Origin of the sequence: uncultured Collinsella sp., assembly GCF_959026545.1 — a bacterium.
Taxonomy (GTDB): domain Bacteria; phylum Actinomycetota; class Coriobacteriia; order Coriobacteriales; family Coriobacteriaceae; genus Collinsella.
Genome location: NZ_CAUFLV010000004.1, coordinates 39,952 through 63,368, shown reverse-complemented (window position 1 = coordinate 63,368; position 23,417 = coordinate 39,952). Strand labels below are relative to the sequence as shown.

Annotated in this window: 23 protein-coding genes; all 23 read right to left on the bottom strand. The window is 59.7% G+C overall.

The window, feature by feature from the left end; all coding sequences use genetic code 11:
- Window positions 1-257: 257 nt before the first annotated feature.
- Window positions 258-1,319 (bottom strand): flavodoxin-dependent (E)-4-hydroxy-3-methylbut-2-enyl-diphosphate synthase, encoded by a 1,062-nt coding sequence (gene ispG, locus Q5Q88_RS03115; protein ID WP_118653828.1) that lies wholly within the window; start codon window positions 1,317-1,319, stop codon window positions 258-260.
- Between the two features lie 24 nt (window positions 1,320-1,343).
- The gene (locus tag Q5Q88_RS03110; RefSeq protein ID WP_302741744.1) at window positions 1,344-2,792 is read right to left on the bottom strand and encodes an RIP metalloprotease; all 1,449 of its coding nucleotides are present in this window, start codon (window positions 2,790-2,792) and stop codon (window positions 1,344-1,346) included.
- 16 nt (window positions 2,793-2,808) lie between these two features.
- A complete protein-coding gene (dxr, locus tag Q5Q88_RS03105; RefSeq protein WP_302741743.1) occupies window positions 2,809-3,987 on the bottom strand; it encodes a 1-deoxy-D-xylulose-5-phosphate reductoisomerase in 1,179 nt (392 codons plus the stop codon).
- On the bottom strand, window positions 3,987-4,847 hold the full coding sequence (locus Q5Q88_RS03100) for a phosphatidate cytidylyltransferase (RefSeq protein ID WP_317440031.1): 861 nt from the start codon (window positions 4,845-4,847) through the stop codon (window positions 3,987-3,989). The genes dxr and Q5Q88_RS03100 overlap by 1 nt, the downstream gene beginning before the upstream one ends.
- Before the next feature lie 28 nt (window positions 4,848-4,875).
- The gene (locus Q5Q88_RS03095) at window positions 4,876-5,661 is read right to left on the bottom strand and encodes an isoprenyl transferase (RefSeq protein ID WP_118653825.1); all 786 of its coding nucleotides are present in this window, start codon (window positions 5,659-5,661) and stop codon (window positions 4,876-4,878) included.
- 3 nt (window positions 5,662-5,664) lie between these two features.
- Window positions 5,665-6,198, bottom strand: a complete 534-nt coding sequence (gene frr / locus Q5Q88_RS03090; RefSeq protein WP_118653824.1) for a ribosome recycling factor — start codon at window positions 6,196-6,198, stop codon at window positions 5,665-5,667.
- A gap of 3 nt (window positions 6,199-6,201) precedes the next feature.
- The gene (gene pyrH, locus Q5Q88_RS03085; RefSeq protein WP_118653823.1) at window positions 6,202-6,924 is read right to left on the bottom strand and encodes a UMP kinase; all 723 of its coding nucleotides are present in this window, start codon (window positions 6,922-6,924) and stop codon (window positions 6,202-6,204) included.
- A 132-nt stretch (window positions 6,925-7,056) separates the two neighbouring features.
- Entirely contained in the window at window positions 7,057-7,926 is an 870-nt protein-coding gene (tsf, locus tag Q5Q88_RS03080; protein WP_118653822.1) for a translation elongation factor Ts, read from the bottom strand.
- Between the two features lie 45 nt (window positions 7,927-7,971).
- Entirely contained in the window at window positions 7,972-8,718 is a 747-nt protein-coding gene (gene rpsB, locus Q5Q88_RS03075; protein ID WP_118653821.1) for a 30S ribosomal protein S2, read from the bottom strand.
- Between the two features lie 189 nt (window positions 8,719-8,907).
- On the bottom strand, window positions 8,908-9,825 hold the full coding sequence (locus Q5Q88_RS03070; protein WP_302741742.1) for a tyrosine recombinase XerC: 918 nt from the start codon (window positions 9,823-9,825) through the stop codon (window positions 8,908-8,910).
- 47 nt (window positions 9,826-9,872) lie between these two features.
- Window positions 9,873-11,207 (bottom strand): methylenetetrahydrofolate--tRNA-(uracil(54)-C(5))-methyltransferase (FADH(2)-oxidizing) TrmFO, encoded by a 1,335-nt coding sequence (trmFO, locus tag Q5Q88_RS03065; protein ID WP_118653819.1) that lies wholly within the window; start codon window positions 11,205-11,207, stop codon window positions 9,873-9,875.
- A gap of 27 nt (window positions 11,208-11,234) precedes the next feature.
- The gene (locus tag Q5Q88_RS03060) at window positions 11,235-12,161 is read right to left on the bottom strand and encodes a DNA-processing protein DprA (RefSeq protein ID WP_302741741.1); all 927 of its coding nucleotides are present in this window, start codon (window positions 12,159-12,161) and stop codon (window positions 11,235-11,237) included.
- Window positions 12,148-13,677: a YifB family Mg chelatase-like AAA ATPase gene (locus Q5Q88_RS03055; RefSeq protein ID WP_294123870.1), complete on the bottom strand. Its 1,530-nt coding sequence runs from the start codon at window positions 13,675-13,677 to the stop codon at window positions 12,148-12,150. Before Q5Q88_RS03055 ends, Q5Q88_RS03060 begins: the two co-directional genes overlap by 14 nt.
- Complete coding sequence (locus tag Q5Q88_RS03050) at window positions 13,674-14,147, bottom strand: YraN family protein (RefSeq protein WP_118653817.1); 474 nt, start codon at window positions 14,145-14,147, stop codon at window positions 13,674-13,676. Before Q5Q88_RS03050 ends, Q5Q88_RS03055 begins: the two co-directional genes overlap by 4 nt.
- Before the next feature lie 163 nt (window positions 14,148-14,310).
- Window positions 14,311-15,099: a ribonuclease HII gene (locus Q5Q88_RS03045; protein WP_294123868.1), complete on the bottom strand. Its 789-nt coding sequence runs from the start codon at window positions 15,097-15,099 to the stop codon at window positions 14,311-14,313.
- A 116-nt stretch (window positions 15,100-15,215) separates the two neighbouring features.
- Window positions 15,216-15,557, bottom strand: coding sequence for a 50S ribosomal protein L19 (gene rplS / locus Q5Q88_RS03040; protein WP_118653815.1), 342 nt, complete (start codon window positions 15,555-15,557; stop codon window positions 15,216-15,218).
- A 189-nt stretch (window positions 15,558-15,746) separates the two neighbouring features.
- Entirely contained in the window at window positions 15,747-16,649 is a 903-nt protein-coding gene (locus Q5Q88_RS03035; RefSeq protein ID WP_302741740.1) for an NYN domain-containing protein, read from the bottom strand.
- Window positions 16,650-16,740: 91 nt separating this feature from the next.
- Window positions 16,741-18,648 carry an ATP-dependent zinc metalloprotease FtsH gene (gene ftsH / locus Q5Q88_RS03030; protein ID WP_294158540.1) on the bottom strand — a complete coding sequence of 636 codons (1,908 nt, stop codon included), beginning with the start codon at window positions 18,646-18,648 and terminating at the stop codon, window positions 16,741-16,743.
- A gap of 115 nt (window positions 18,649-18,763) precedes the next feature.
- Complete coding sequence (locus tag Q5Q88_RS03025; RefSeq protein ID WP_118653812.1) at window positions 18,764-19,675, bottom strand: RNA methyltransferase; 912 nt, start codon at window positions 19,673-19,675, stop codon at window positions 18,764-18,766.
- 1 nt (window position 19,676) lies between these two features.
- Complete coding sequence (locus tag Q5Q88_RS03020; RefSeq protein WP_294158537.1) at window positions 19,677-20,045, bottom strand: VOC family protein; 369 nt, start codon at window positions 20,043-20,045, stop codon at window positions 19,677-19,679.
- Window positions 20,046-20,122: 77 nt separating this feature from the next.
- Window positions 20,123-20,635, bottom strand: coding sequence for a dihydrofolate reductase (locus tag Q5Q88_RS03015; RefSeq protein ID WP_294158724.1), 513 nt, complete (start codon window positions 20,633-20,635; stop codon window positions 20,123-20,125).
- 154 nt (window positions 20,636-20,789) lie between these two features.
- Window positions 20,790-21,638 carry a thymidylate synthase gene (gene thyA, locus Q5Q88_RS03010; RefSeq protein ID WP_302741739.1) on the bottom strand — a complete coding sequence of 283 codons (849 nt, stop codon included), beginning with the start codon at window positions 21,636-21,638 and terminating at the stop codon, window positions 20,790-20,792.
- Between the two features lie 152 nt (window positions 21,639-21,790).
- Window positions 21,791-23,281: a signal recognition particle protein gene (ffh, locus tag Q5Q88_RS03005; RefSeq protein ID WP_118653809.1), complete on the bottom strand. Its 1,491-nt coding sequence runs from the start codon at window positions 23,279-23,281 to the stop codon at window positions 21,791-21,793.
- Window positions 23,282-23,417: the final 136 nt, after the last annotated feature.

Sequence of the window (23,417 nt, the reverse complement as noted above, 5' to 3'; positions counted from 1 at the left end):
CCGGCGCTCGAACAGTCCTGCTCGCACGGAGGGCCCAGTGGGCCCTCCGGCTCGTGCGGAACTCGCGGCGGACGTGAGGGGCCCGCGCCGGAGGGGCGAACGTAAAGATCACGCAATCAACAATACGGTCTGACTCACGGAGCCAAATCTACTACATTGACAAGCTCCGCCCCTTGCGTATATCGTCCCGCGCGCAGTTCGCGCAGCGCTGTTTGAGCACGGGATGATATACGCAAGGGGCGGAGCGGTAGGATACGTTAGAGTTTCTCGATCTCCTCCATGAGGGCGTCGACGATTTGGGCCTCGGGCACCTTGCGGATGATCTCACCGCGGCGGAACACCATGCCCACACCGCGTCCGCAGGCAACACCCACATCGGCATCGCTCGCCTCGCCCGGGCCGTTCACCACACACCCCATGACGGCGACGGAAATGGGCTTCGTGCAGGACTTGAGCCGCTCCCCCACTTCCTCGGCAAGACCGATCAGGTCGACCTGCGTGCGTCCGCACGTCGGGCAGCTCACGAGCTCGGGGCCACGCCGCCGCAGACCGAGGGCCGAAAGGATACCCCAGCATACCGGCGGCTCTTCGACGGGATCGGCGGTCAAAGACACGCGCATGGTGTCGCCAATGCCTTCGGCCAGCAACACGCCGAGGCCGACCGCGCTCTTGATGGTGCCCTGCTGCACCGTGCCCGCCTCCGTGACACCAAGATGCAGCGGCACCTGGGGCAGTTCGCGCGAGAGGGCACGGTACGTCTCAATCGTGGTGGGCACGCTGTGGGCCTTGGCAGATAGGACGATGTTCTCGAACCCACGCTTCTCGAAGTGCTCGACGAACTCAAGCGAAGACGCAACGAGCTTTTCGGGCTGCGTGAGGTCCTCGCGCTCGGCAATGCGACGATCAAGCGATCCGGCGTTGACACCGATGCGGATCGCGGCTCCCGCCTCACCCGCGGCATCGATTACGGCGTCCACGCGGTCCCAATCACCGATGTTTCCGGGGTTGATGCGCAGTTTGGCAGCGCCGGAGCGGACAGCCCCGATAGCGAGTCGATAGTCAAAGTGAATGTCGGCGACGATCGGCACGGGAGACTCGGCGCAGATCCGCCCGAAGGACTCGAGCGCATCGGCAGAAGGGACCGTGACGCGCACAAGGTCGCACCCGGCGTCCACGAGCGCGCGCACCTGAGCCAGGGTCGCATCGGCATCGATGGTGGGCGTGCACGTCATGGACTGCACGACAACGGGGGCGCCACCGCCAATAGGCACGGAACCCACCATCACCTGGCGTGTGCGCTCTCGAGCAAGCCCCTGCATGGCACTCCCCTTTCGTGATGTTCGCTAGAAGAAGCGAACGATGTCGGAACCCAGCATATAGATGAATAACAGCCCGAACAGGCCGATGCCAACCATGGAGATGGCGGTCTGAACCTTGATTGGCACTTTGCGGCGTGTAACTGCTTGGATAGCCTCGATCACGAGCTTGCCGCCGTCGAGCGGCGGGATGGGCAGTAGATTCATGAAGCCTAGCGAGAACGAGATAAGCGCCGCGAGGTTGAGGAACGTTGCGGGGCCCTCAGCAGCCGCCTGAGCCGACATCACGGAAATTCCCACGACGGAGGTTGAGTTGTCGAGCACCTCCATGGTGTGGCGGGGGTTAAGCAGGCTGCCAACGGATTGGGCGGTCGCGACGATGTTATCGATGGCGATCTGGCAGGACTGCAGCGGGTTGAGGCGGACAACCTGGGTGGGGGCGCTGATTCCGAGCAAACCGTCATCGTCGAAGGACACGCCTACCGTGAGGAAGGTCCCGTTCTCGTGTGCCCATGACCCGGAATCGAAGGAGTCGTCGATGGGCAAGTGGTCGAACGCCATGTCAACGTTATTGGGGCGCCACAGATCGAGCTCGACCTCGCCCTCATGGTCAGCCGCGTCAAAGGCATCGAGCAGTTCAAGCCAGGAATCGACGCGCTCACCGTTCACGGCGATGACGCAATCGCCCTGCTTGAGGCCGGCAGCCTCGACAGGCGAATCGGCGACGATCTCGCCAAGTACATTGGCATCGATGGGCATCGAAACCCCCAGCACCGAGTACACGGCGATCACGAGCAGGAAACCCGTGAGGATATTCACTGCAATGCCCGCGACGAGCATGAACGCGCGCTTCCAAAAGCCCTTCCCCACATACGTGTGAGAACGCTCGAGCTCAAAGAAGGCGCGGTCGTCCATAGGGGGATCCCAAGGTTCGCCCACCTTGGTTGCGGAGCTGCGGTCAAACGAACGACCGTCGTAGATCGTATTGCCCTGCGCATCGCGAGCCGCAGCGGCAAAGGCGAGGGGAAAATCGCGAGAGGAGACCTCGTCGTCGGCATCATGATCGGACGCCTCGTCAGACGGGACGATGGAACCCCATCCGTAGAGCAAAGAACACGCCTCTTCGACGTCGCTCACCTTAAGATCGAGCTCTTGAGCGAGCAAGTCAACGCGCACCGTTCCATGGCGGTGAATAGCGGCGAGCACCTGGGGCGCGCAGTCGACCTCGGTGGGATCCATGCCGCAGATCTCGGCATATCCTCCAAGGAGGAGAGGCGTGACGCCGAACTTGGTGCCGATTCGCTTGGAGACATGATGGACATTGAAGCGGCAAGGCATGCCCAAGAAGAACTCAAGGACGCGGACCCCGCAGGCGCGCGCCGCGAGAAAATGACCGCCTTCGTGGACGAACACGAGCGCGGATAAGAGAAGAAGGCCCCAAAAGATGGGGCCGATAATACCAAACAACGTATCCATGGAATCCAAATCTACGTTATGCCATTAAGCAAATCGCACGCTCCGCGCGTTTCCGCGCCCATGCATCGACATCGCGAAGCTGTTCAAGCGAAACCACATCGCAACGATCGTGAGCGTCCATGCACGTTTGGACAACGGCGGCAATGCCGTTGAAACCGAGACGGTCATGGAGGAAGGCGTCGACGGCGACCTCATTGGCGGCGTTCAAGACACAAGGCATCGTACCCCGCAACTCACCGGCGATTTCGGCAAGCTTGAGGCAGCGGAATGCCTCCATATCGGGCGCATCGAACGATAGTTTTCCAAGCTCACGGAAATCAATGCGCGGAGCGGGTGTATCCCAACGCTCGGGATAGGTGAATGCATACTGAATGGGAATACGCATATCGGAGGCGCCCAGGTGAGCGATCACCGAACCATCAACGAACTCCACCATGGAGTGAATCTTTGATTCGCGTTGGATAAGCACGTTGATCCGGTCGAGTCCCATACCAAATAGATGCATGGCCTCGATACGCTCGAGCCCTTTGTTCATAAGCGTTGCGGAATCGATGGTGATCTTGGCACCCATATTCCACGTGGGGTGGGCCAGGGCGTCGTGGCATGTGACGCATTCGAGCTCCTTCGCGGTACGACCAAAGAACGGACCGCCCGAGCACGTAAGCCAGATGCAATGCGCCTCACGAGGGTCCTCCCCCGTCAGACATTGGAAGATCGCGCCGTGCTCGGAATCAACCGGAAGGAGCTGCCCAGGCGCGGCAAGCGGCATGAGCAGGTCTCCACCAACAACCAGGGATTCCTTGTTGGCGAGAGCCAACCGTCTATCGCCCGAAAGGACGGCATGACTCGCCTCGAGACCGGCGGCCCCGACAATCGCGACGAGGACGACATCGCAGGCATCCATACGCGCAAGCTCAACAGCCGCGTGCGGACCGCTCAGCAGCCTGCAACCCTGGGGAAGCTCCTGAAGCACTGGGTCATCGGTATGGGACTCGTCGGTCACGCCGACGTAGGAGACTTTGAACTCACGCGCATACCGAACGAGGTCTGACGTACGGCTATGCGCGGAAAGAGCGACAACCTGGAGCTTGTCGGCGTGCTGACGGCACACATCAAGCGCCTGGGTTCCAATCGACCCAGTGCAACCGAGGATCGCAACACGGGTGCGACGGCCCTCCCCCTGAATTGACGTCATTACAGGACACCTCCCAAATGAAGCATCAGATAGGCGGTAATGACGCCGATGATAAGCGAATCAGAGCGATCGAGCATACCACCATGGCCGGGAATGAGATTGCCGGAATCCTTGACTCCCGCGCCGCGCTTAATGCGGCTTTCGATGAGGTCGCCGAAAACGCCCATGATCGAAACGACGATTCCGCACATGATGGCAAACCAGATATCCAGATCGTACAGATCGGTGGACCACAGGATGAGCCACACGACGATTGAGCCCGCAAGACCGCCGAAAAAGCCTTCCCAACTCTTCTTGGGTGAGATCTTTGGGGCCATCTTATGCTTGCCAAAGCGGCTGCCGACCATATAGGCAAACGAATCGGAGAGCCAGAGCGATGCGCAGACGCCGACCGAGAGCAGCGCGCCCTCCCAGCCGGGAACCGCTTCGCGCAGCAACACGATGGCGGAAAGCATGTATCCGGTATAGATAGGGCCAAAGACCGTAACGGCAACGTCCGCGATGCGGGTGCGCGGGTTCTGGACATACCACAGACCGAGCGAGAGCACGAGTAGGAAGTTGATGACCGTCAGCCAAACAGGGTCGACGAGGGCGGACAAGGGAAACAGAACGGCCGCCGACAGCCCAATGAACTCATTAGGAACCTTACCGTCGATGCGAGCCATGCGATAGAACTCGTAGCAGCAAAGCCATGACATGACCGACGTGAAAACCGCCGTGGGAAGGACGCCCAAGATGAGCGAGCCAATGAAGACGACGGCGTACACGATTCCTGCACCGGCGCGTACGATAAACGAATGCAAACGACCGTCCTTCGATGCGCTCGGCTCTGATGCGGCGCTGTTGGTATTGGAAGCCAATGTAAAAACTCCTTCACGGGACGAGGCGCTAGGCACTCGTCAGACCCCCAAAGCGGCGATCGCGACCTTGGAAGGATGCGATCGCGCGCACGAGCCCCCAACGATCGAAATCGGGCCAATAGGTGTCCGTGATATAGAACTCTGAATATGCGATCTGCCAAAGCAGATAATTGGAGACACGCATCTCGCCGGACGTACGAATGACCAACTCGGGGTCGGGCATGTCGGCCGTGTACAGACGGGAAGCGACGGTCTCCTCGGTGATGTCCGAGGGATCGAGCACGCCGGCGCGGACATCCTCGGCAATGAGGCGCGTGGCACGGGCAAGCTCCGCACGGGCACCGTAGTTGACGGCCAGTGCGAGGGTCATCCCCGTGTGGTTACGAGTCTCCGCAAGCCCATACTCAAAGACATCGCGCGTCTTCTTGGGAAGCGCGGAAATGTCCCCGAGAAACTCAACACGGACGTTTTCGCGCTTGAGGAGCGGAAGCTCATCAACGAAGGTCTTTGCGAACAGGTGCATGAGAAGATTGACCTCGGCCTGAGGGCGATTCCAATTCTCAGTGGAGAACGCATACGCCGAAAGTACGTCGACGCCCATGCGCACACATGCGGTGATAACCTCCTGCAACGCGACGATTCCGGCCTTATGGCCCTCTCCGCGCCCGAGACCTCGACTCGTCGCCCATCTACCGTTGCCATCCATGATGCAAGAGACATGGCGCGGGATGCGCGCCATGTCGATGTCATCAATGGAAATGTCGTCGGGATGGTTCGCGAAGTACTCGTTGAACTTATCGACGTCGTAATGCATCAGCTAGATCTCCATGACCTCTGCTTCTTTGGCCTTGAGCATCTCATCCACCTTGGCGACGAACTCATCGGTGGCCTTCTGGACTTTGGCCTGCTCGCGGCGAACCTCGTCCTCGGTGAGTTCCTCGTCACGCTCGAGCTTGTTGTTCGCATCGCGGCGTGCATTACGGATGGCGATCTTTGCGTGCTCGGCGAGCTCGCGGCATTCCTTGACGAGTTCGCGACGGCGCTCCTCGGTAGGCGCGGGGAACGGGAGACGAACCACAATGCCGTCGGAATTGGGCGTGATACCCAAATCCGAAGCGGTTACCGCCTTGACGATGGCATTCACCAGGGCTTTGTCCCAAGGCTCGATGACGAGCATATGAGCTTCAGGCACCTTGACGGCCGCCACCTGCGTGATAGGTGTCGCAACGCCGTAGTAATCGACGGTGATGTCAGACAGGATGTTGGCGTTGGCACGACCGGTGCGGACCTTGGAGAAATTGTGCTTCAAGCTCTCAAGGGCCTTATCCATGCTTTCGCGGATATCAGACATTCCCTACTCCTCTTCCATAACGACGGTGCCCACCGGCTCACCGGCAAGTGCACGCTTGATATTGTCGTCCCCGTCGATGTTGAGAACGATGATCGGCATGTGGTTGTCCTGGCACAGCGCGGTCGCGGTCGAATCCATGACCTGGAGACCACGGACCAAGACCTCATGATAGCTGATGCTGTCAAAACGAACGGCATCCTCGTTCTTAACCGGATCCATGTCGTAGACGCCGTCGACCTTGGTGGCCTTGAGCAAGCAATCGGCGCCGATCTCGCAGGCACGCAGCGCAGCGGCGGTGTCGGTGGTGAAATACGGGTTGCCGGATCCGGCGGCGAAGATGACGACATCGCCCTTCTCAAGGCTTCGCATAGCGCGGCGACGGATATACGGCTCGCAAACCTCGTTCATCTGGATACCACTCATAACGCGGCAGGGGCAATCGATCCGCTCGATGGCATCCTGCAGGGCGAGAGCATTCATAACCGTGGCAAGCATGCCCATGTAATCGGCCTGGGCGCGCTCCATACCCTTGGCAGAGCCGGCGACACCGCGGAAGATGTTGCCGCCTCCGACAACGACCGCGACCTCGATCCCCTCGTCGTGAAGCTGCTTGACCTGAACGGCCATGCGCTCCACCACATTGGGGTCGATACCGTAATCGGCGTTACCCATAAGCGCCTCACCGGAAATCTTCAACAGGACGCGCTTGTATTGGTACTCGGACAAGGAATCCTCCTTATAACGCAATTTCTCCCATTTTAGCAGGGATGGACGATACTCGCAGCAAATGAACTCGACCCATGAAAAAGCAGGCCGTGAGCGTTACCCCACGACCTGCCTTCACGTTAAAGCGTCAATTTACTCGCCGCAGACCAGACGATCGAAAGCGACGACCTTGACGGTGTCACCAAGCTCCTTGGAGACCTTCTCGGCGTAGGCCTTGATGGTCATGCTGGAATCCTTGATGAACTCCTGCTCGTTCAGGACGATGCCCTTGAAGAACTTCTCCAGGCGACCAATGGCCATCTTCTCCTGAATGGCCTCGGGCTTGCCGGACTCGGCAGCCTGAGCCTTGTAGATCTCAACCTCGTGATCGATGACATCCTGAGCGACGTCCTCGCGCACAGCGGCGATCGGTGCAGTGGCAGCGACCTGCATGGCAACATCATGGGCGAAGGTCTTAAAGGCCTCAGCAGAAGCGGTCTCGGGCTTCTCGAAGGAGAACTCGACGAGAACGCCGATCTTGCCACCCATGTGGATGTAGGAGGCAACGCCACCGGCAGCGGGCTTGCGCACGGCGGTACGGGAGATCTTCATGTTCTCACCGATGACGTGAATCATCTCGGTGAGGGCAGCCTCGACGGTCTCACCGTTCATATCGCAGGCGAGCAGAGCCTCGACATCGGCAGGCTCGTTATCGCAAACGACCTTGGCGACCTCGGCGGCAAAACCGGTGAACTTGGGGTTGGAGGCAACGAAGTCGGTCTCGCAGGCGACCTCGGCGAGGGCACCCATGGTGCCGTCCTCGGAAATATACGCAGCGACAGCGCCCTCGTTGGTGTCGCGACCAGCCTTCTTGGCGGCGGCGGCGAGACCGTTCTTGCGGAGGACGTCGACGGCGGCGTCCATATCGCCGTCAGCCTCGACGAGAGCCTTCTTGCACTCCATCATCGGGGAGTCGGTCATCTCGCGGAGCTGCTTGACCATAGCGGCGGTGATCTGAGCCATGTTCATTCCTTTCAAAGGGAATTGACGAATGAGATGAGGTGGGTGCTACTCGGCGACAGCCTCGGTAGCAGGAGCCTCGGCGGCCATCTCGGCCTCGGAGATCTGCTCCTTGCCGGAACCGGCGAGGCAGGCGTCGGCGAAGAGCTCGCTCATGAGCTGGATCGCGGAGATGGCGTCATCGTTGCAGGGGATGCCGTAATCGACGACGTCGGGATCGGAGTTGGTGTCGATGAGGGCGACCACGGGGATGCCAAGACGCTTGGCCTCCTTAATGGCGTTCTCCTCGCGCTTGGTGTCGATGACGAAGAGCGCGGCAGGGGTGCTCTTGAGCTCACGGGCGCCACCAAGGTTGGCCTGCAGCTTGGCGAGCTCCTTGCCCAGGACCGCCTGCTCCTTCTTGCCACGCAGAGCCATGGAGCCATCGGCGACCATGCCCTCGAGCTCCTCGAGGCGGTTCATGCGGGAACGGATGGTCACGAAGTTGGTGAGCATGCCACCGAGCCAACGCTGGTTGATGTAAGGCATGTTGGCGCGCTCGGCAGCGGACTTCACGGCCTCCTGGGCCTGCTTCTTGGTGCCAACAAAGAGGACCTTACCACCCTTGGCCGCGGTCTCCTTGAGGAAGGTGTACGCCTTATCGGCCTCGACGATGGTCTGCTTGAGGTCGAGGATGTAGATGTTGTTGCGCTCGCCGAAGATGAACGGCTTCATCTTCGGGTTCCAACGACGGGTCTGGTGGCCAAAGTGGCAGCCAGCCTCGAGCAGGGTGCGGATGTTGATCTTGGTAGCCATGTTTACCTCCCGGTTTGTCTTTCGCACGGTGTCGTCCGCGTCGACCACCCGAGCATGAGCTACCAAAGCTCGGGCACCGCGGCCGGCGCGTAGCCGTGCGTGTGTGATGGAACGTTGCAAATTCGCAACTTGATGAATAATAGCAGGTGGAGCACTCATTGCCAAGGCTTCACAAAGTAATCGCGTGGACTATGCACGGGGGTGCGCGCGGTGCACGGCGGTTTTAAGTCGGTCGGGCGTCAAATGCGTGTAGATTTGAGTCGTCGAGAGACTCACATGCCCGAGAAGCTCTTGCACGCTGCGAAGGTCGGCACCACCGCGTAAGAGCTCAGTGGCGAATGTATGACGAATGGCATGGGGCGTAATGTCATCGGGCACACCAGAAGCGGTCTTGAGCGCGTTGAAGCGATACCTGAGTGCTGCGGCATCCATGGGTTTTCCGCGATTTGATATGAAAAAACGAGTGACGGTATTTGCCTGCGGATGACCCCTGAGCAACTCGCCTCTACCGTTATCAAGATAATGAGCGCAAGCAAGGCACGCCCGATCGTACAGGGGCACGATACGCTCCTTAGAGCCCTTGCCGAACAAGCGAACGGACATCGCCGCAAGGTCGATGGAGGACACCTCAAGCGATGCGAGCTCCGAGATACGCGCCCCCGTGGCGATGAAGAGCTCCAACATGGCGGCATCACGCAGCCCTCGAGGCGTTGCGGGGTCAGGCGCCTTCATGAGACGCTCGAGCTGCTCCAAGGTAAGCGTATGGGGAAGTGGCTTGTCGAGCTTGGGGCTCGAAAGCGCAGAAACCACCTCTGACGTAACGATGCCCTCCTCGACAAGCCATGTGAAGAAGGACCGAAGAGCGGATAGGTGGGCGGACGTGGTGCGAGGGGCGTAGCCCGCAGAGGCAAAGTCCGATAGGTACAAGCGTAGGTCTCGTGGATTCGGCGACAATCCGTTCACCCCACTGCGCGCACACCAGCGCACATACGCTTCGAGGTGTTGGGTGTATGCACGCACCGTCTCGGGCGACGCACCCTCATACCGAGCGATATGAGCTATGTAATCATCGACGTACGCCAGCAAATCGCACTCGGACGCGCTCACACTCACTCCCCCATCCGCAACCAAAATGGACTCCAGCGAACCGAAACCTACCCTCGTGCGGAAAACAAATCACCGCGGGAAACGAGGAACGCTTCGAGGTCCGACAAGGCACGGGCGGAATACGCGGCGTAGCGATCGCGCTTGCTGCGTCTCTTGCCGTCCTCCAAGGGAGGCACGACGCCAAAGTTGACATGCATGGGTTGATAATCGACAGTCTCCGGATTGGTGGCATATGCCACCAGCGAGCCAAAGGCACCGGTGCGCGGCAAAGAGACGGACGGCAGCGCCGCCATGTCGGCAAACGTATTCAAAGCGGCGAGAAGACCGGACGCAATCGCCTCGGTGTACCCTTCCGTACCGGTTATCTGACCAGCAAGACGCACCTGAGTTCCAGGAACCGCAAAGGTGACGTCGAGGACGTGGGGGGCGTCGACGAACGTATTCCGATGCATGACGCCGTACCTGAAAAACTCGGCGTTCTCCAAGCCGGGAATCATGCGGAAAACGCGTTTCTGCTCGCCAAATGTAAGGTTGGTCTGAAATCCGACGAGATTGTATGCCGTGCATGCAGCGTTTTCCGCCCGGAGCTGCACGGCTGCCCAAGGCCTTCGACCCGTACGGGGATCGGTCAGCCCCACGGGCTTCATGGCTCCGTACCTGATCGCGTCGTGGCCGGTACGGGCAACTTCCTCGGCGGGCTGGCATGCTTGGAAAAGATCGCGTCGCTCAAAATCCTTGAGCACCACGCGCTCCGCCCCTACCAACTCGTCGATGAACGTATTGTATTCATCCTTGGTGAATGGGGCGTTCAGGTAATCCCCGTCCGCCTGATCATCGTAGCGGGATTGCGAGAACACGATGGACCTGTCGATCGTGCTGGCGTCGACGATCGGCGCCGCTGCATCGAAAAACGAAAGGGCATCACCACCGACTAAATTAAGAACGCGATCAGAGAGGGCTGGCGAGCACAGCGGACCCGCCGCAATCACACAGGGTCCTTCGGGAATCTCAGTGACCTCGCCGCGCACCACATGAATAAGGGGACGCGAATCGATCTCCTGAGCGACGAGGGCGGAAAACAGATCACGGTCGACAGCGAGGGCACCACCCGCGGGAACGGAAGCGCGTTCCGCGCACGACAACAGCACCGACCCCATGCGACGGAGTTCCTCTTTAAGAAGGCCGGCTGCCGAGTCGATACGCGTCGACTTAAGCGAATTGGAGCACACAAGCTCAGCCAGGCCGTCCGTGCGATGTGCCGGAGAGGAGACGCAGGGGCGCATCTCATGCAATACCACGGGAATGTCACGGTCAGCGAGTTGGCATGCGCACTCGCAGCCGGCAAGGCCACCACCCACCACCGTCACGCGCTCGTATGTCATATAGGGCTCCTTTGCGTTAGCGTCAATTCATCCATTGTGCCCTAAGCGCGTCAAGGCGTGAAGGGCGGACTTGCTCGGTGAGATCCCCCCATCCGGAAGCCGCACGGCCAAGCCTTGAATCTCGAGAGAGCTCACCAAGGTCAAGCACGTCACCCCATCGATGTCGAGATGGGACGCAAGCTCATCTACGCGTAGCGGGCTTGCAACTATCATATCGAGTGCACGCTGCTCGTTCCCCTTAAGGCCCCCATACCCACGAGCATCCTTCCTGCAAAAGCGAAGCGTTCCATAAATCCGGGAAATCGCGACCTCAAGCGCCTCCTCGTCGGCGATACAACATGCTCCATTCGCGATCAGGTAATTAGAGCCACGTGACTCGGGGGAAAAGATCGAACCTGGGGCGGCGAGGACCTCTCTGCCCAACTCATTGGCCGCCTCCGCCGTCGAAAAGGTTCCCGACGGCAGCCCCGCCTCCGCGACGAACGTCGCGGATGAGAGCGCCGCTATGACGCGGTTTCGCTTGGGAAACGCCCATCTCTGTGGGGGCGTTCCCCAGGGCTCTATGGAAATCACGCAACCACCGGTTTCGATGACCCGGTCAACGAGGGCTTTCGCCGTGGAGGGGTAGACGACATCGGCCCCCGTCCCCAGTACCACGATGTGCCTGCCGCCAGCATTGAGCGTAGCCCACCCAGCGACCTGGTCGCATCCGCGCGCACCGCCCGATACGACGGGTATGCCCGACTCGACGGCGATTCCCGCCGCAAGTTCGCAGATAGCCGAACCGTAAGGCGATGCACGGCGAGAGCCGACGATGGACAACGAGGGAAGATCAAGCACCGTGGCATCACCCCGTACGTACAGCACGGGAGGCACCTGGGGAAGCTCGGCCACACATCGAGGATAGCCTGAGTCTCCCCGACGAATCTCGAATCCGTCCCTACACGCCCCCATCTCCATACCTCCCTTGATACTGCGCTGCCTCCAATACATGTGCCGCCTGGATGAATTCAGACTCCGCCATATCGGCGATAGTGCGCGAAATACGGCAGAGACCGACGACGCCCCTGCCCGTCAAATGCGAACGCTTCGAGAATTCAAGGAGCGTTTCGCGTCCCGCAGCGTCCAGACCGAAGGAACGAACCTCGGCATCGAGCGAAGCGCTGCAGCCGCATTCGTCCGTATCTGCAATTCGCGATTCGCGCCATGCGCAAAACGCCCTGCCCTTTTCGACCTGATCGCGCAGCACGTCCGTCGTCAGTCCCTCGGCTCCTTCGATGACGAGGTCAGGATCCGGGCGTGCTACGTGAAGGATGATATCGATACGATCGGCCAACGGACCGCCAAGCTTTGCTCGATACCGTTCGATTGCGGCGTCGGAGCACCGGCACGGAACATCACGGTCCCCCAAGTACCCGCAGGGACAGGGGTTGCTCGCAGCGATGAGTTGGAATCGCGCCGGAAACGTGTAGGCTCCATCGACACGGACGATTCGAACGGCGCCGTCTTCCATCGGTTGTCGTAGCATTTGGAGGGTATTCGATGAAAACTCGCCGAGTTCGTCCAGGTAGAGCACGCCACCATGCGCCAAGCTGATCTCACCGGGACGGACCGGACGCCCGCCGCCTATGAGTCCTGCCGAGGAAATACTGTGATGTGGGTTTCGGTACGGTCGCGAGCCCCTCAACAAGGACTCGGTGCGCTCGCCAACGACCGAATGGATACAGAGCGCCTCTTGAAGCTCAATCTCATCTATGGGAGGAAGGATGCCCGTCATACGCTTGGCGAGCATGGTCTTGCCGGATCCCGGGGCCCCGATCATCATCAGGCCCAGGCCTCCCGTTGCCGCAATCGCCAATCCCCGCTTCGCGATTTCCTGACCCACGACATCGCCGTAATCAAGCGCTGACCCATGAACAGCACGATGGGACGGATTGACGCAAAACGGCTTTTTACCTCGACCGATACCGACGCTCAGGCAACTGAGACGCTCCAGATAACTTGCTTGCACCTCGCCGATGGGCACATGCTCGGAGTTAAATCCCCCAACAAAGGAAACACCGAGATCACGTGCGAGCAACTGATAGGCCACCTCGCCCTTGACGGGGCAGACGGTCCCATCGAGGGCGAGCTCCCCAACGAAGAGGCAATCATCGAGACCCTCCAGGGGGATTTGGCCCGAGAGGGCAAGAATCGCCACGGCGATAGGCAAATCGAGCCCCGATCCGGTCTTACGGACATCCCCGGGCGCAAGGCTCACCGTAAGCGTGCACCGCGGAACCATGAAACCACTCGAACGCAACGCGCATCGGATTCGGCTGCGCGCGTCCATGACGGCGGCATCCGCCATGCCGACTATGGTCATACCCGGAATGGTTCCCGACGACGAGATCTCAACGGTAACCTCAAACGCCTCCACCCCTCGTATACAAGCCGCATGAACGGCAAATGTTTGAGGCGTTGCGCTCATTGGTCCGCCTCCCAGTCGAACACGCCATACAGGTGGCGGATCTCACATGCGCCCTTCGAGGCGAGCGTGACCGCGATAACGTCGAAACGGACCGACTGGCACGGGAAGTGTTCGGCGATGAATTGATAGGCGATGCGGCGATAGCGCTTGATCTTGGACGGTGTCACGGCTTCTTCGGGATATGAATCGACCGCAGTGCTGCGCCGTGTCTTGACCTCCACGAGGACGACTTCTTCGGAGTCGCAATCGTGGGCGATTATGTCAGCCTCACCTTCTGGGCAGCGGTAATTGCGTTCGACAATCTCGTATCCCCGGCCCTCGAGATAACACGCCGCGAGCTCCTCCCCCAGTGTTCCGATGAGCTTGTTCGACATCCCGCTTAGGTACTGACCATCGAAGACGCACTCCCCTTCGTCAATGGCACGCCTCAGGATCGCCTGCGCCCGCTCTCTATTCTTGTTCGCGCCCATATGCACTCCCTTCACATCCGGTGAGGGAAGTATCGGACCTGCTATCCCATAGCCGTCTCAAAAACGCCCCGCAAAAGCATACGCGGAATCTGGCAGCACCTGACACAGCCAGGCGACGTGAAGGAAGAGGCCTCACCTGTAAGGCGCAAGGATCATCGAGGAGCTAGAAAAGTCGTGCAGTCTCCAAAAAGTTTCCGCAAAAACTCACGCGATGTATGGGGCAAAGACCGTATTCCTTGATTGCTTGTATGTGCTCTGCAGAGGCATAGCCCTTTGATTGTGCAAAGTGATAATCAGGGTATTCGGCGTCATATTCGACCATCATCTCATCACGCGTGACCTTTGCGACAATCGAGGCCGCCGCAATACAAGCCACCGTGGCATCACCCTTTACGACATCGCGCTCATGTTTGACGGCACCGAGAGGATTGCCGTCCATGAGGACGCAATCGGGCTCTAACCCGGTATCGGCAACCGCGCCTGCCACCGCCTCACGCAGCGCACGGGCCATGCCGATCTCATCGATACGCGCGGGAGGGATATGGCAGATGCCGATCGCCCGCGCACATTCTGCTATCTGGACGGCAAGGATCTCACGCTTGGCAGGAGTGAGCTGCTTCGAATCGTTGATACCCCAGATGCGCGGCTCATCGGGCAGGCACACGGCACACACGGTCAGTGGTCCGGCGACCGAACCCCTGCCGACCTCATCGACGCCGACAACGACGCCGGGACCACCAAGCTCGCGCATGGTTGCGTACATGGCATCCACGCGGTCGCGCTCGGTGCGTTCCTTGTCCAATCGGCGCCGCGCGCGCTCGCATGCCTTCTGGACTTGGAGGCGGGGATCTTCGGCATACCTTTCGACAAGGGCCTCGATTTCCTCGAACGATGCGCTCGCAAGTTCTGCCGCAACTTGGGCGGCAGAGGCCGAACTCGTCATATTCGCCACGATATCCCCCTTATAAGAATCAATGCGCCGCGCGGCGCACGAACCTCTCTATGAAAGCGGGCCGCCCAAATGAGCGGCCCGCTTTCCGTACGGATCTGTAAACCCTAAAACCGTGCTTAGCGCTTCTCGGGAATGCGGGCAGCCTTGCCCACCTTGTCGCGCAGGTAGTACAGCTTGGCGCGACGGACCTTACCGTGGCGAACAACCTCGAGCTTGGCGATCTTCGGGGAATGAACCGGGAAGGTACGCTCAACGCCCACGCCGTAGGAGATCTTACGAACGGTGAAGGTCTCACGGGAACCGGCACCCTGCAGGCGAATGACATCGCCCTGGAAGACCTGGACACGCTCGCGGTCGCCTTCCTTGATACGGTAGTGGACCTTGACGTTGTCGCCGACCAGGATGCGAGGCATGTCCTCGCGGATCTGCTGACGCTCGATTGCGCGGATGTAATCCATGACAGATTCCTTACTCTTCTAGAGGTGCCGCACGCGTACGCCGGCACATAGGTTGAACAAACAGCAGCAAGTATACACAAGAAGCAGTGCTATACCAAGGAAAACCTCAAGTCCTCCACGCGATTATCCGCACGCCCCGTAGCGTACGCACCGAGAAACGGCTACAACGCGTCCCGTGTACAAGGCGCTCTAGAGATCTCGTTGACGGAGGTTGATCTGGCGCTTGCCCTGCTCGCCCGCGGGCTCGTCGAACTCGTAGACACCGAGCGACTTGAGGAACGGGCGGAGCCGTTTATATCCATAGTTGCGAACGTCGAAATCGGGAAGGCGCTTTCCGAGCTGGTCGCCGAGCAGCCCCAAGGAAATCCAACCGTCCTCATCGCCGAAGGAATCGATGACGGCGTTAATGGCGCAACGGATCGCCCGAAGATGGCGGCGCTTGTCCGCTCGGCTCATCTCGCCGAAAGCGACCTCTCCCTCGATCTCGTCCTCCGCCTCATCACATGCGCAGTTGCTCGGTTCAGATGCGGATCCGCCGGCATCGCCGGGGCGGCGGCGCCGTCGGCGAGGCGCGGGCTTGCCGACAGGGGCCGAAACATCGTCCTCGCGGGAATCACCGGCATCATCGGCCTCTTCCAGCTGCTGTCGAGCGTACAGCAGGTCGAGATACTTGAACTGGTTGCAAGCGGAGATGAACGGCTTGGGAGTCTTTTGCTCGCCCATGCCGATCACCACCATACCGCTCTCGCGCAGGCGCGCCACGAGACGCGTGAAGTCGGAATCAGAGCTGACGATGGCGAATCCGTCGACCGTACTCGAATACAGGATGTCCATGGCATCGATGATCATCGCCGAGTCCGTGGCATTCTTGCCATACGTATAACTGTACTGCTGCATCGGGATAATCGAATGGTCAAGCAGACAGCTCTTCCAGCTCGCCAGTCGAGGGCTCGTCCAGTCACCGTAGATGCGCTTGTATGTAGCGACACCCGCATTCGAAATCTCGTCGAGGATAACCTTGATATATTTTTCGCTCACGTTATCGGCATCGATCAGGACGGCAAAACGGAGCTCCGAAGCGTTTTCGAACATAGCATCCCTTCGAGTTGCATGCGCATGCGACGACCCCGTCCGCGCAAAAAGACGGACGGGGTCGTATGTCATATGAGGACATGAACCACCATTACTTCTGAGGGCTCTTGGGCATGAGCGGGTTCTCCCTCGTAAGGAGACTCATGAATTCCTCGCCCGTAATGGTCTCCTTCTTATACAGGTAATGAGCGAGCTCATGGAGCTTGAACTTATTCTCCTTGAGCATCTGGAGGGCGCGTCCGTGCGCCTCGGCGATGAGCTTTTGGACCGCAGCATCAACGCGCTCCGCCGTACCGGGTGCGCACGTGAGCGAGGTGTCCTGGTTGAGGTAGGCGTTTTGCACGGTGCCGAGCGCCATCATGCCGAACTCCTCGGACATGCCGAATCGCGTGATCATATTGCGGGCAAGCTTGGTCGCTTGCTCGATATCGTTTGCGGCACCGGTGGTCATCTCGCCGAAGATAAGCTCCTCGGCGGCACGCCCACCGCAGTAGACGGCAAGTTTATCAAGGACCTCCTGCTTCGTGGTGAGAAACCGCTCGTCCTCCTCAACCTGCATGGTATAGCCGAGTGCACCGCTTGTACGAGGCACGATGGTGATCTTGGTTACCGGCGCCGACCCCTTTTGACGTGCGGCGACGATGGCGTGGCCAATCTCATGATACGCAACTACCTGCTTCTCATGATCGGAAAGCACCGTGGACTTGCGCTGTTGACCGGCGATGACAACCTCGACGCTTTCCTCAAAGTCTTCCTGGGTCGCACGCTTGCGACCAAGACGAACAGCGCGCAGGGCTCCCTCGTTGATGATATTAGCAAGATCGGCACCGGAGGCACCGGGCGTCGCGCGGGCGATGGCAGTGAGGTCTATGCCCGGCTCGGTCTTCACATCTTTGGAGTGGAGCTCGAGAATCGCCTTGCGCCCGGAGAGGTCGGGCAACTCGACCGGCACGCGGCGATCGAAGCGGCCCGGGCGCAGGAGCGCGGCGTCTAGGGAATCGGGGCGGTTCGTCGCGGCGAGAACCACGATGCCCTTTTGGTTGTCAAAGCCGTCCATTTCCGTGAGAAGCTGATTTAACGTCTGCTCACGTTCGTCATTGCCAGAGAAGCCGCCGCCATCGCGCTTCTTGCCGATGGTATCGATCTCATCGATGAAGACGATACAGGGAGCTTTCTCCTTAGCCTGCTTGAACAGATCGCGCACCTTGGCGGCACCGCGACCGACGAACATCTCGACAAACTCAGATCCGGAAATGCTGAAGAAGGGAACGCCCGCCTCGCCGGCGACAGCCTTCGCGAGCAGCGTCTTGCCGGTACCGGGAGGGCCCACGAGCAGGGCGCCACGCGGCAGCTTGGCGCCGATCTCCTCATAACGCTTGGGATTCTCGAGGAAATCGACGACTTCCTTGAGGGACTCCTTGGCCTCTTCCTGACCAGCGACGTCCTTGAACGTGACGCCGACATCCTTGGAAGCGACGATACGAGCGCCGGACTTGCCAAGGTTGCCGCCGCCAAAGCCGCCAAAGCCGCCGCCGGAGAAATCCATCGAGGGATTGTCGTCACCCATGGCCTTCTTCATACGGCGATTGAGCCACCAACCGAGCAGAAAGAAGATGAGCATGGGAGCGAACACCGTGATGAACAGATAGGTCCACATGCCGGAATCCTGCTTGGGAATCGTCACCTTGAGAGTTGCACCAGCCTCTTCGATGCGATTAGTGAGATCCACGTCCGTGGGCATGGTGGTGGTGCGATACGCCTTGCCCTCTTCGCCCTTGAGCGTGTAGACCGCCTGGGCATCATCGGTGGTGTAGCTGACCTCATCGACCTTTTTGTCCTCGAGATCGCTCAAAAGCTGGGAATACGTGACATCCTCGACCTCGAGCCCGCCGTTCTTGAAATTGGGGAACAGCACGCTGCTCAAGACCAGGTACACCGCAAAGGCAATGAGCATGTAGAGGATGAGATTCCGCCTACGCTTATGATCATCCATTTCCATAAGGAAACTCCGTCCGTACGTTCAGTAATGCTCTGAGGATACCCCCGAGCGCGGCCCGTTAAACGCGCGAATCAAGAACGCCCCTCCGTCACGATACGGAGAGACCTGCCATCAATCACGCAAACATGCCCGGACGATATTGGTACCCATTGTCGACGTGGGGACAGAGCTGCCAAAACGCGACGGCGCTCGCAGCGGCGACATTCAAGGAGTCAACGCCGTGCGCCATGGGAATGCGAACCGTCGTGTCGCAGCCGTCAATCGTGCGTCTCTGTAGCCCGGCGCCCTCGGTTCCCATGAATATCGCGAGCCGTTCTATGCCCTGAAGTCGAGGGTCGTCCAAGGAAATCGAGTCGTCGGAGAGCGCCATGGCGGCACACGTGAAGCCGGCATCGTGCAGGACCTCGAGACCATCACGGGGCCACGTGCGGGCCTCGGTGCCAATCCTCGTCCAAGGTACCTGGAAGACGGTGCCCATGGACACGCGCGCAGAACGGCGATAGAGCGGATCCACACAGGTCGGACTCACGAGAATGCCGTCAACGTTGAGCGCCGCCGCGGACCGGAAGATCGCGCCCACATTCGAATGGTCGACGATGCCCTCGAGCACGCACGCGCGAATCGGGCGCCCAGAGGCGCGCTCAACCAATCCTTCTAGGAAGGCACCCGCATCCGCGAGCGGCGGCCGGTGAAACGCCGCAAGTGCACCACGGGTCACCGAAAAGCCGGTAAGCTGCTCAAGCAGAGCCATCTCGCCAACAAAGACGGGAATATCGATTTCGGGGAAGTCGGTAGCGACCTTCTCGAGCAGCGGGGTGAGCTGATCAAGCCAACGCTCACCCAAAAGGAAGCTCACAGGCACAAGGCCGGCCTCGACCGCGCGCTCGATGACTTTGCCACTCTCCGCGATGAAGATGCCCTTCTCGGGCTCGAGCACTGAACGCAGCTGACGTTCAGTCAGCTTCGTGTACGCCTCAAGACGAGGATCGTCCAATGAGTCAATATGAGCGATTTCAACCCCAGGCATCTTAACGTACCGGCACGATCTCGATGTAGAAACCATCAGGATCCTCGATGAAGTAGATGCCCATGGAGGGGTTCTCCTTCACGATGCAACCCATGGAAGCGTGAAGATCATGGGCGGCACCCATGTCCGCGACCTCGAAAGCCAGATGAATGTCATGCCCGCCCTGGTTGTACGGCTCGACACGGCCCTTGTTCCACGTGAGCTCGAGCTGGCAGGGACTCGCCTCATTGCCGAGGAACACGAGCTTCCAGGAACCGTCCTCGGGTCCCTCCTCGCGCACCGGCGTCAAGCCGAGTGCCTTCTCGTAGAACGCGAGGGACGCATCCAGATCGAGGACGTGGATTTCTGTGTGAGACATCTTGAATTGCATGGTTGCTCCTTCGTACAAGATGGTTGACGGTATATGCCAGACGGTACGAACCACAGGCTCCCACGGGGCGCGGGCCCCTACGATCTGCGGTATGTCATGAACTCGAAGGTGACGTCGGCGTCGCCGGCGCCCTCCTCAATACGAAAAACCTCGGAACAGTCGACGACCGACCAGGCGGAATCTACATCGAGGTTGGGGAAATACGTATCGACATCGCGTATCACGTGGTTGCGCGTGACCTCCGCCTCGATGCAATGAGGCAGGAACTGCTCGTACACTGCTCCCCCGCCGATGACCCAGGCAACGTCCTCATCCGCGACGGCAGCGAGCGCTTCCTCAGCCGAATGAACAACCTCAATACCCTCGCGTTCAAACGCGGGATCACGCGTGAGAACAATGTTGCGACGGTCCTTGAGCGGACGCCCGCCGGGAAAGCTCTCAAGGGTCTTACGTCCCATAACGACGGGATGGCCCTTGGTCTTATTGACAAAATGGCGCATGTCGGCACGATTGGCCACCACCATATCGCCATCCCGTCCAATCCCCCAGTCATCGCACACAGCGACGATGGCCTTAAGCTCACATGTCATCATGCAACTCTTCTCTTGTACATCAGGGGCACAATCCACTTTTAAACCGATGATACCGTAGCCCCGCCCCGGAGCATATCGTCCCGCGCGCAGTTCGCGTAGCGCTGTTTGAGCACGGGGTGATATGCTCCGGGGCGGGGCGGGCGAAACGGATTTAGACCGCGATGGGAATCCCCTTGACCTGCGGCCCCGTCTCATAATCCTCAACAATGAGGTCATCAGTTGTAAAGTCGTAGAAATTCGTGACTTCAGGATTGAGCGAGACCTTGGGCGCCGGGAACTGCGGCCGCTCGATGAGCTCACGCACGATATCCACGTGCCGGTCGTAAATGTGCGCGTCAACGATCACGTGCAACAGCTCGCCTGCGATCATATCGCAATGGCGCGCGACCATCATGAGCAAGATGGCGTACTGACACACGTTCCAGTTGTTGGCAGCAAGGATATCCTGGCTACGCTGCATGAGCACCATGTTGAGCACCGGCTTGTCGCAGCCAGGCTCAGCCGTCACGTTGTACGTCACAGAATACGCGCACGGATACAAGTGCATCTCGGACAGATCGGCAAACGTATACATATTCGTCATGATGCGACGCGAGTACGGCGTATGCGTGAGGTCGTACAGCACGCGGTCCATCTGATCGAAGTCGCCTTCCTCGTAGTGCGACTTCTGCGCGATCTGGTAGCCGTAAGCCTTGCCGATCGAACCGGTCTCGTCGGCCCACTGGTCCCAGATGTGAGACTTGAGGTCGTTGATGTTGTTGGACTTGCGCTGGTAGATCCACAAGATCTCATCCATGGCGGACTTGAGTGCCGTACGGCGCAGCGTGAGTGCCGGGAACTCATCGCGAAGGTCATATCGGTTAGTAACGCCGAAGTTCTTGATGGTGTACGCAGGAGTGCCGTCCTCCCAATGTGGACGGACCTCCTCCCCCTCCGTCGTAGTGCCGTGGTCCAAAATGTCGCGACACATGGTCACAAATAGCTTGTCCGCCTTGCTCACGACTCGCTCCTTCCACACGCAATTGAACATATCTAAACAAGGTAACAGAAGCCCGGCCTTATATACCGTAGGAGTGTATTTGTGGAGCGAAGCGCAACCACACTCCGTAGCGTATATAAGGCCGGGCGCAGATCGAGTTGACGAAAAGGATGTTACTTCCGCCTGAACTGCTCGTTCATCTGCATGAGCTTCTCCATGTCGGACATGCCGCCGCCCATGCCGGGCATGCCGCCCATTTGATTCATGAGCTGGTTCATGTTCATGCCACCCATGCCGGGGACGCCGGGCATACGCATCTTTTTGCCCTTTTTCCCCTTCTTGCCCTTCTTGCCGACGCCTTGCTGTTGCGCCATGGCGCGCACCTTTCCCATCATCTTGTTCATCTCGCCCCACTGCTTCATGAGGGCGTTGACGTCGGTGGGTGTAAGACCGCAACCGCGGGCGATGCGGGCGCGACGCTGGCCGTTGATGATGGAGGGGCGACGGCGCTCCTCTGCCGTCATGGACAGGATGATGGCCTCGTTACGGTCGAAGACCTTCTCGTCGAGGTCGCCGCCCATCTGGTTGAGGGCGCGCTGGCCGCCGGGGAGCATGCCGAGGATACCCTTCATGCCGCCCATCTTCTTGACGGCCTTCATCTGCTCGAGCATGTCATCCATGGTGAAGCCGTCACGAAGCATGCGCTCCGCAGATGCGAGCTGCTCGGCCGTTGCGGCCTCCTGAGCCTTCTCGATAATTCCAATGACGTCGCCCATGCCGAGGATGCGCTTTGCCATGCGCTCGGGGTTGAACACCTCGAGGGAATCAGGCTTCTCGCCCATGGAGACGAACTTGATGGGCTTGCCAGTCACCTCACGCACGGAGAGGGCTCCACCGCCGCGGGCGTCACCGTCGAGCTTGGAGATAATGACACCGTCGAAGTCAGTGCGCTCCGCGAAGGTGGAGACCACGTTGACGATGTCCTGGCCGGTCATGGCGTCGACCACCATGAGAACCTGGTCGGGCTTGACCGCACGCTTGATGTCGACGGCTTCCTGCATCATCTGCTCGTCGATTTGCAGGCGACCGGCGGTGTCGACGATGACCACATCGCGCATGGTGTCGACCGCCTCGCGAATGGAAGCACGAGCGATCTCGACGGGATGAACACCGTCCCCACGGAAGACGGGCACGCCGATTTCACCGCCGAGGGTCGCCAGCTGGTCGGCGGCGGCGGGACGATAGACGTCGCACGCGGCGAGCAGAGGGCTCTTGCCCTGCTTTTTAAGCATGTAGGCGAGTTTAACGGCCGCCGTGGTCTTACCGGAACCCTGAAGTCCGACGAGCATAATCACGTTCGGAATGCGGCTGGAGAGCACGAGTTTGCTCTCGGTGCCGCCCAGCAGCTCGGTGAGCTCATCGAGCACGATCTTGACGACGTTCTGCGCAGGCGTGAGCGACTCCATGACCTCGGCAGTGAGGCAGCGCTCCTTCGTGCGCGTGACGAAGTCCTTCACCACGCGGTAGTTGACGTCCGCCTCGAGCAGTGCCATGCGAATTTCACGCATGGCCACGTTGATATCGGCCTCAGTGAGTTTGCCCTTACCGCGCAAGCGGTCGAATGTATCGGCGAGGCGGTCGGACAACGAACCAAATGCAGCCATGTATCTCTCTCTTTCTAGCTCTAACAAGTACTGAGACGTCTTTTCCTGATGGAGCAGATTGCCACGAAGCAAGAGCGCAGCGTACTAACGTACGTAAGCTCGCAGCTGAGCGGCAAGGTGCCCATCAGGGGAAGAC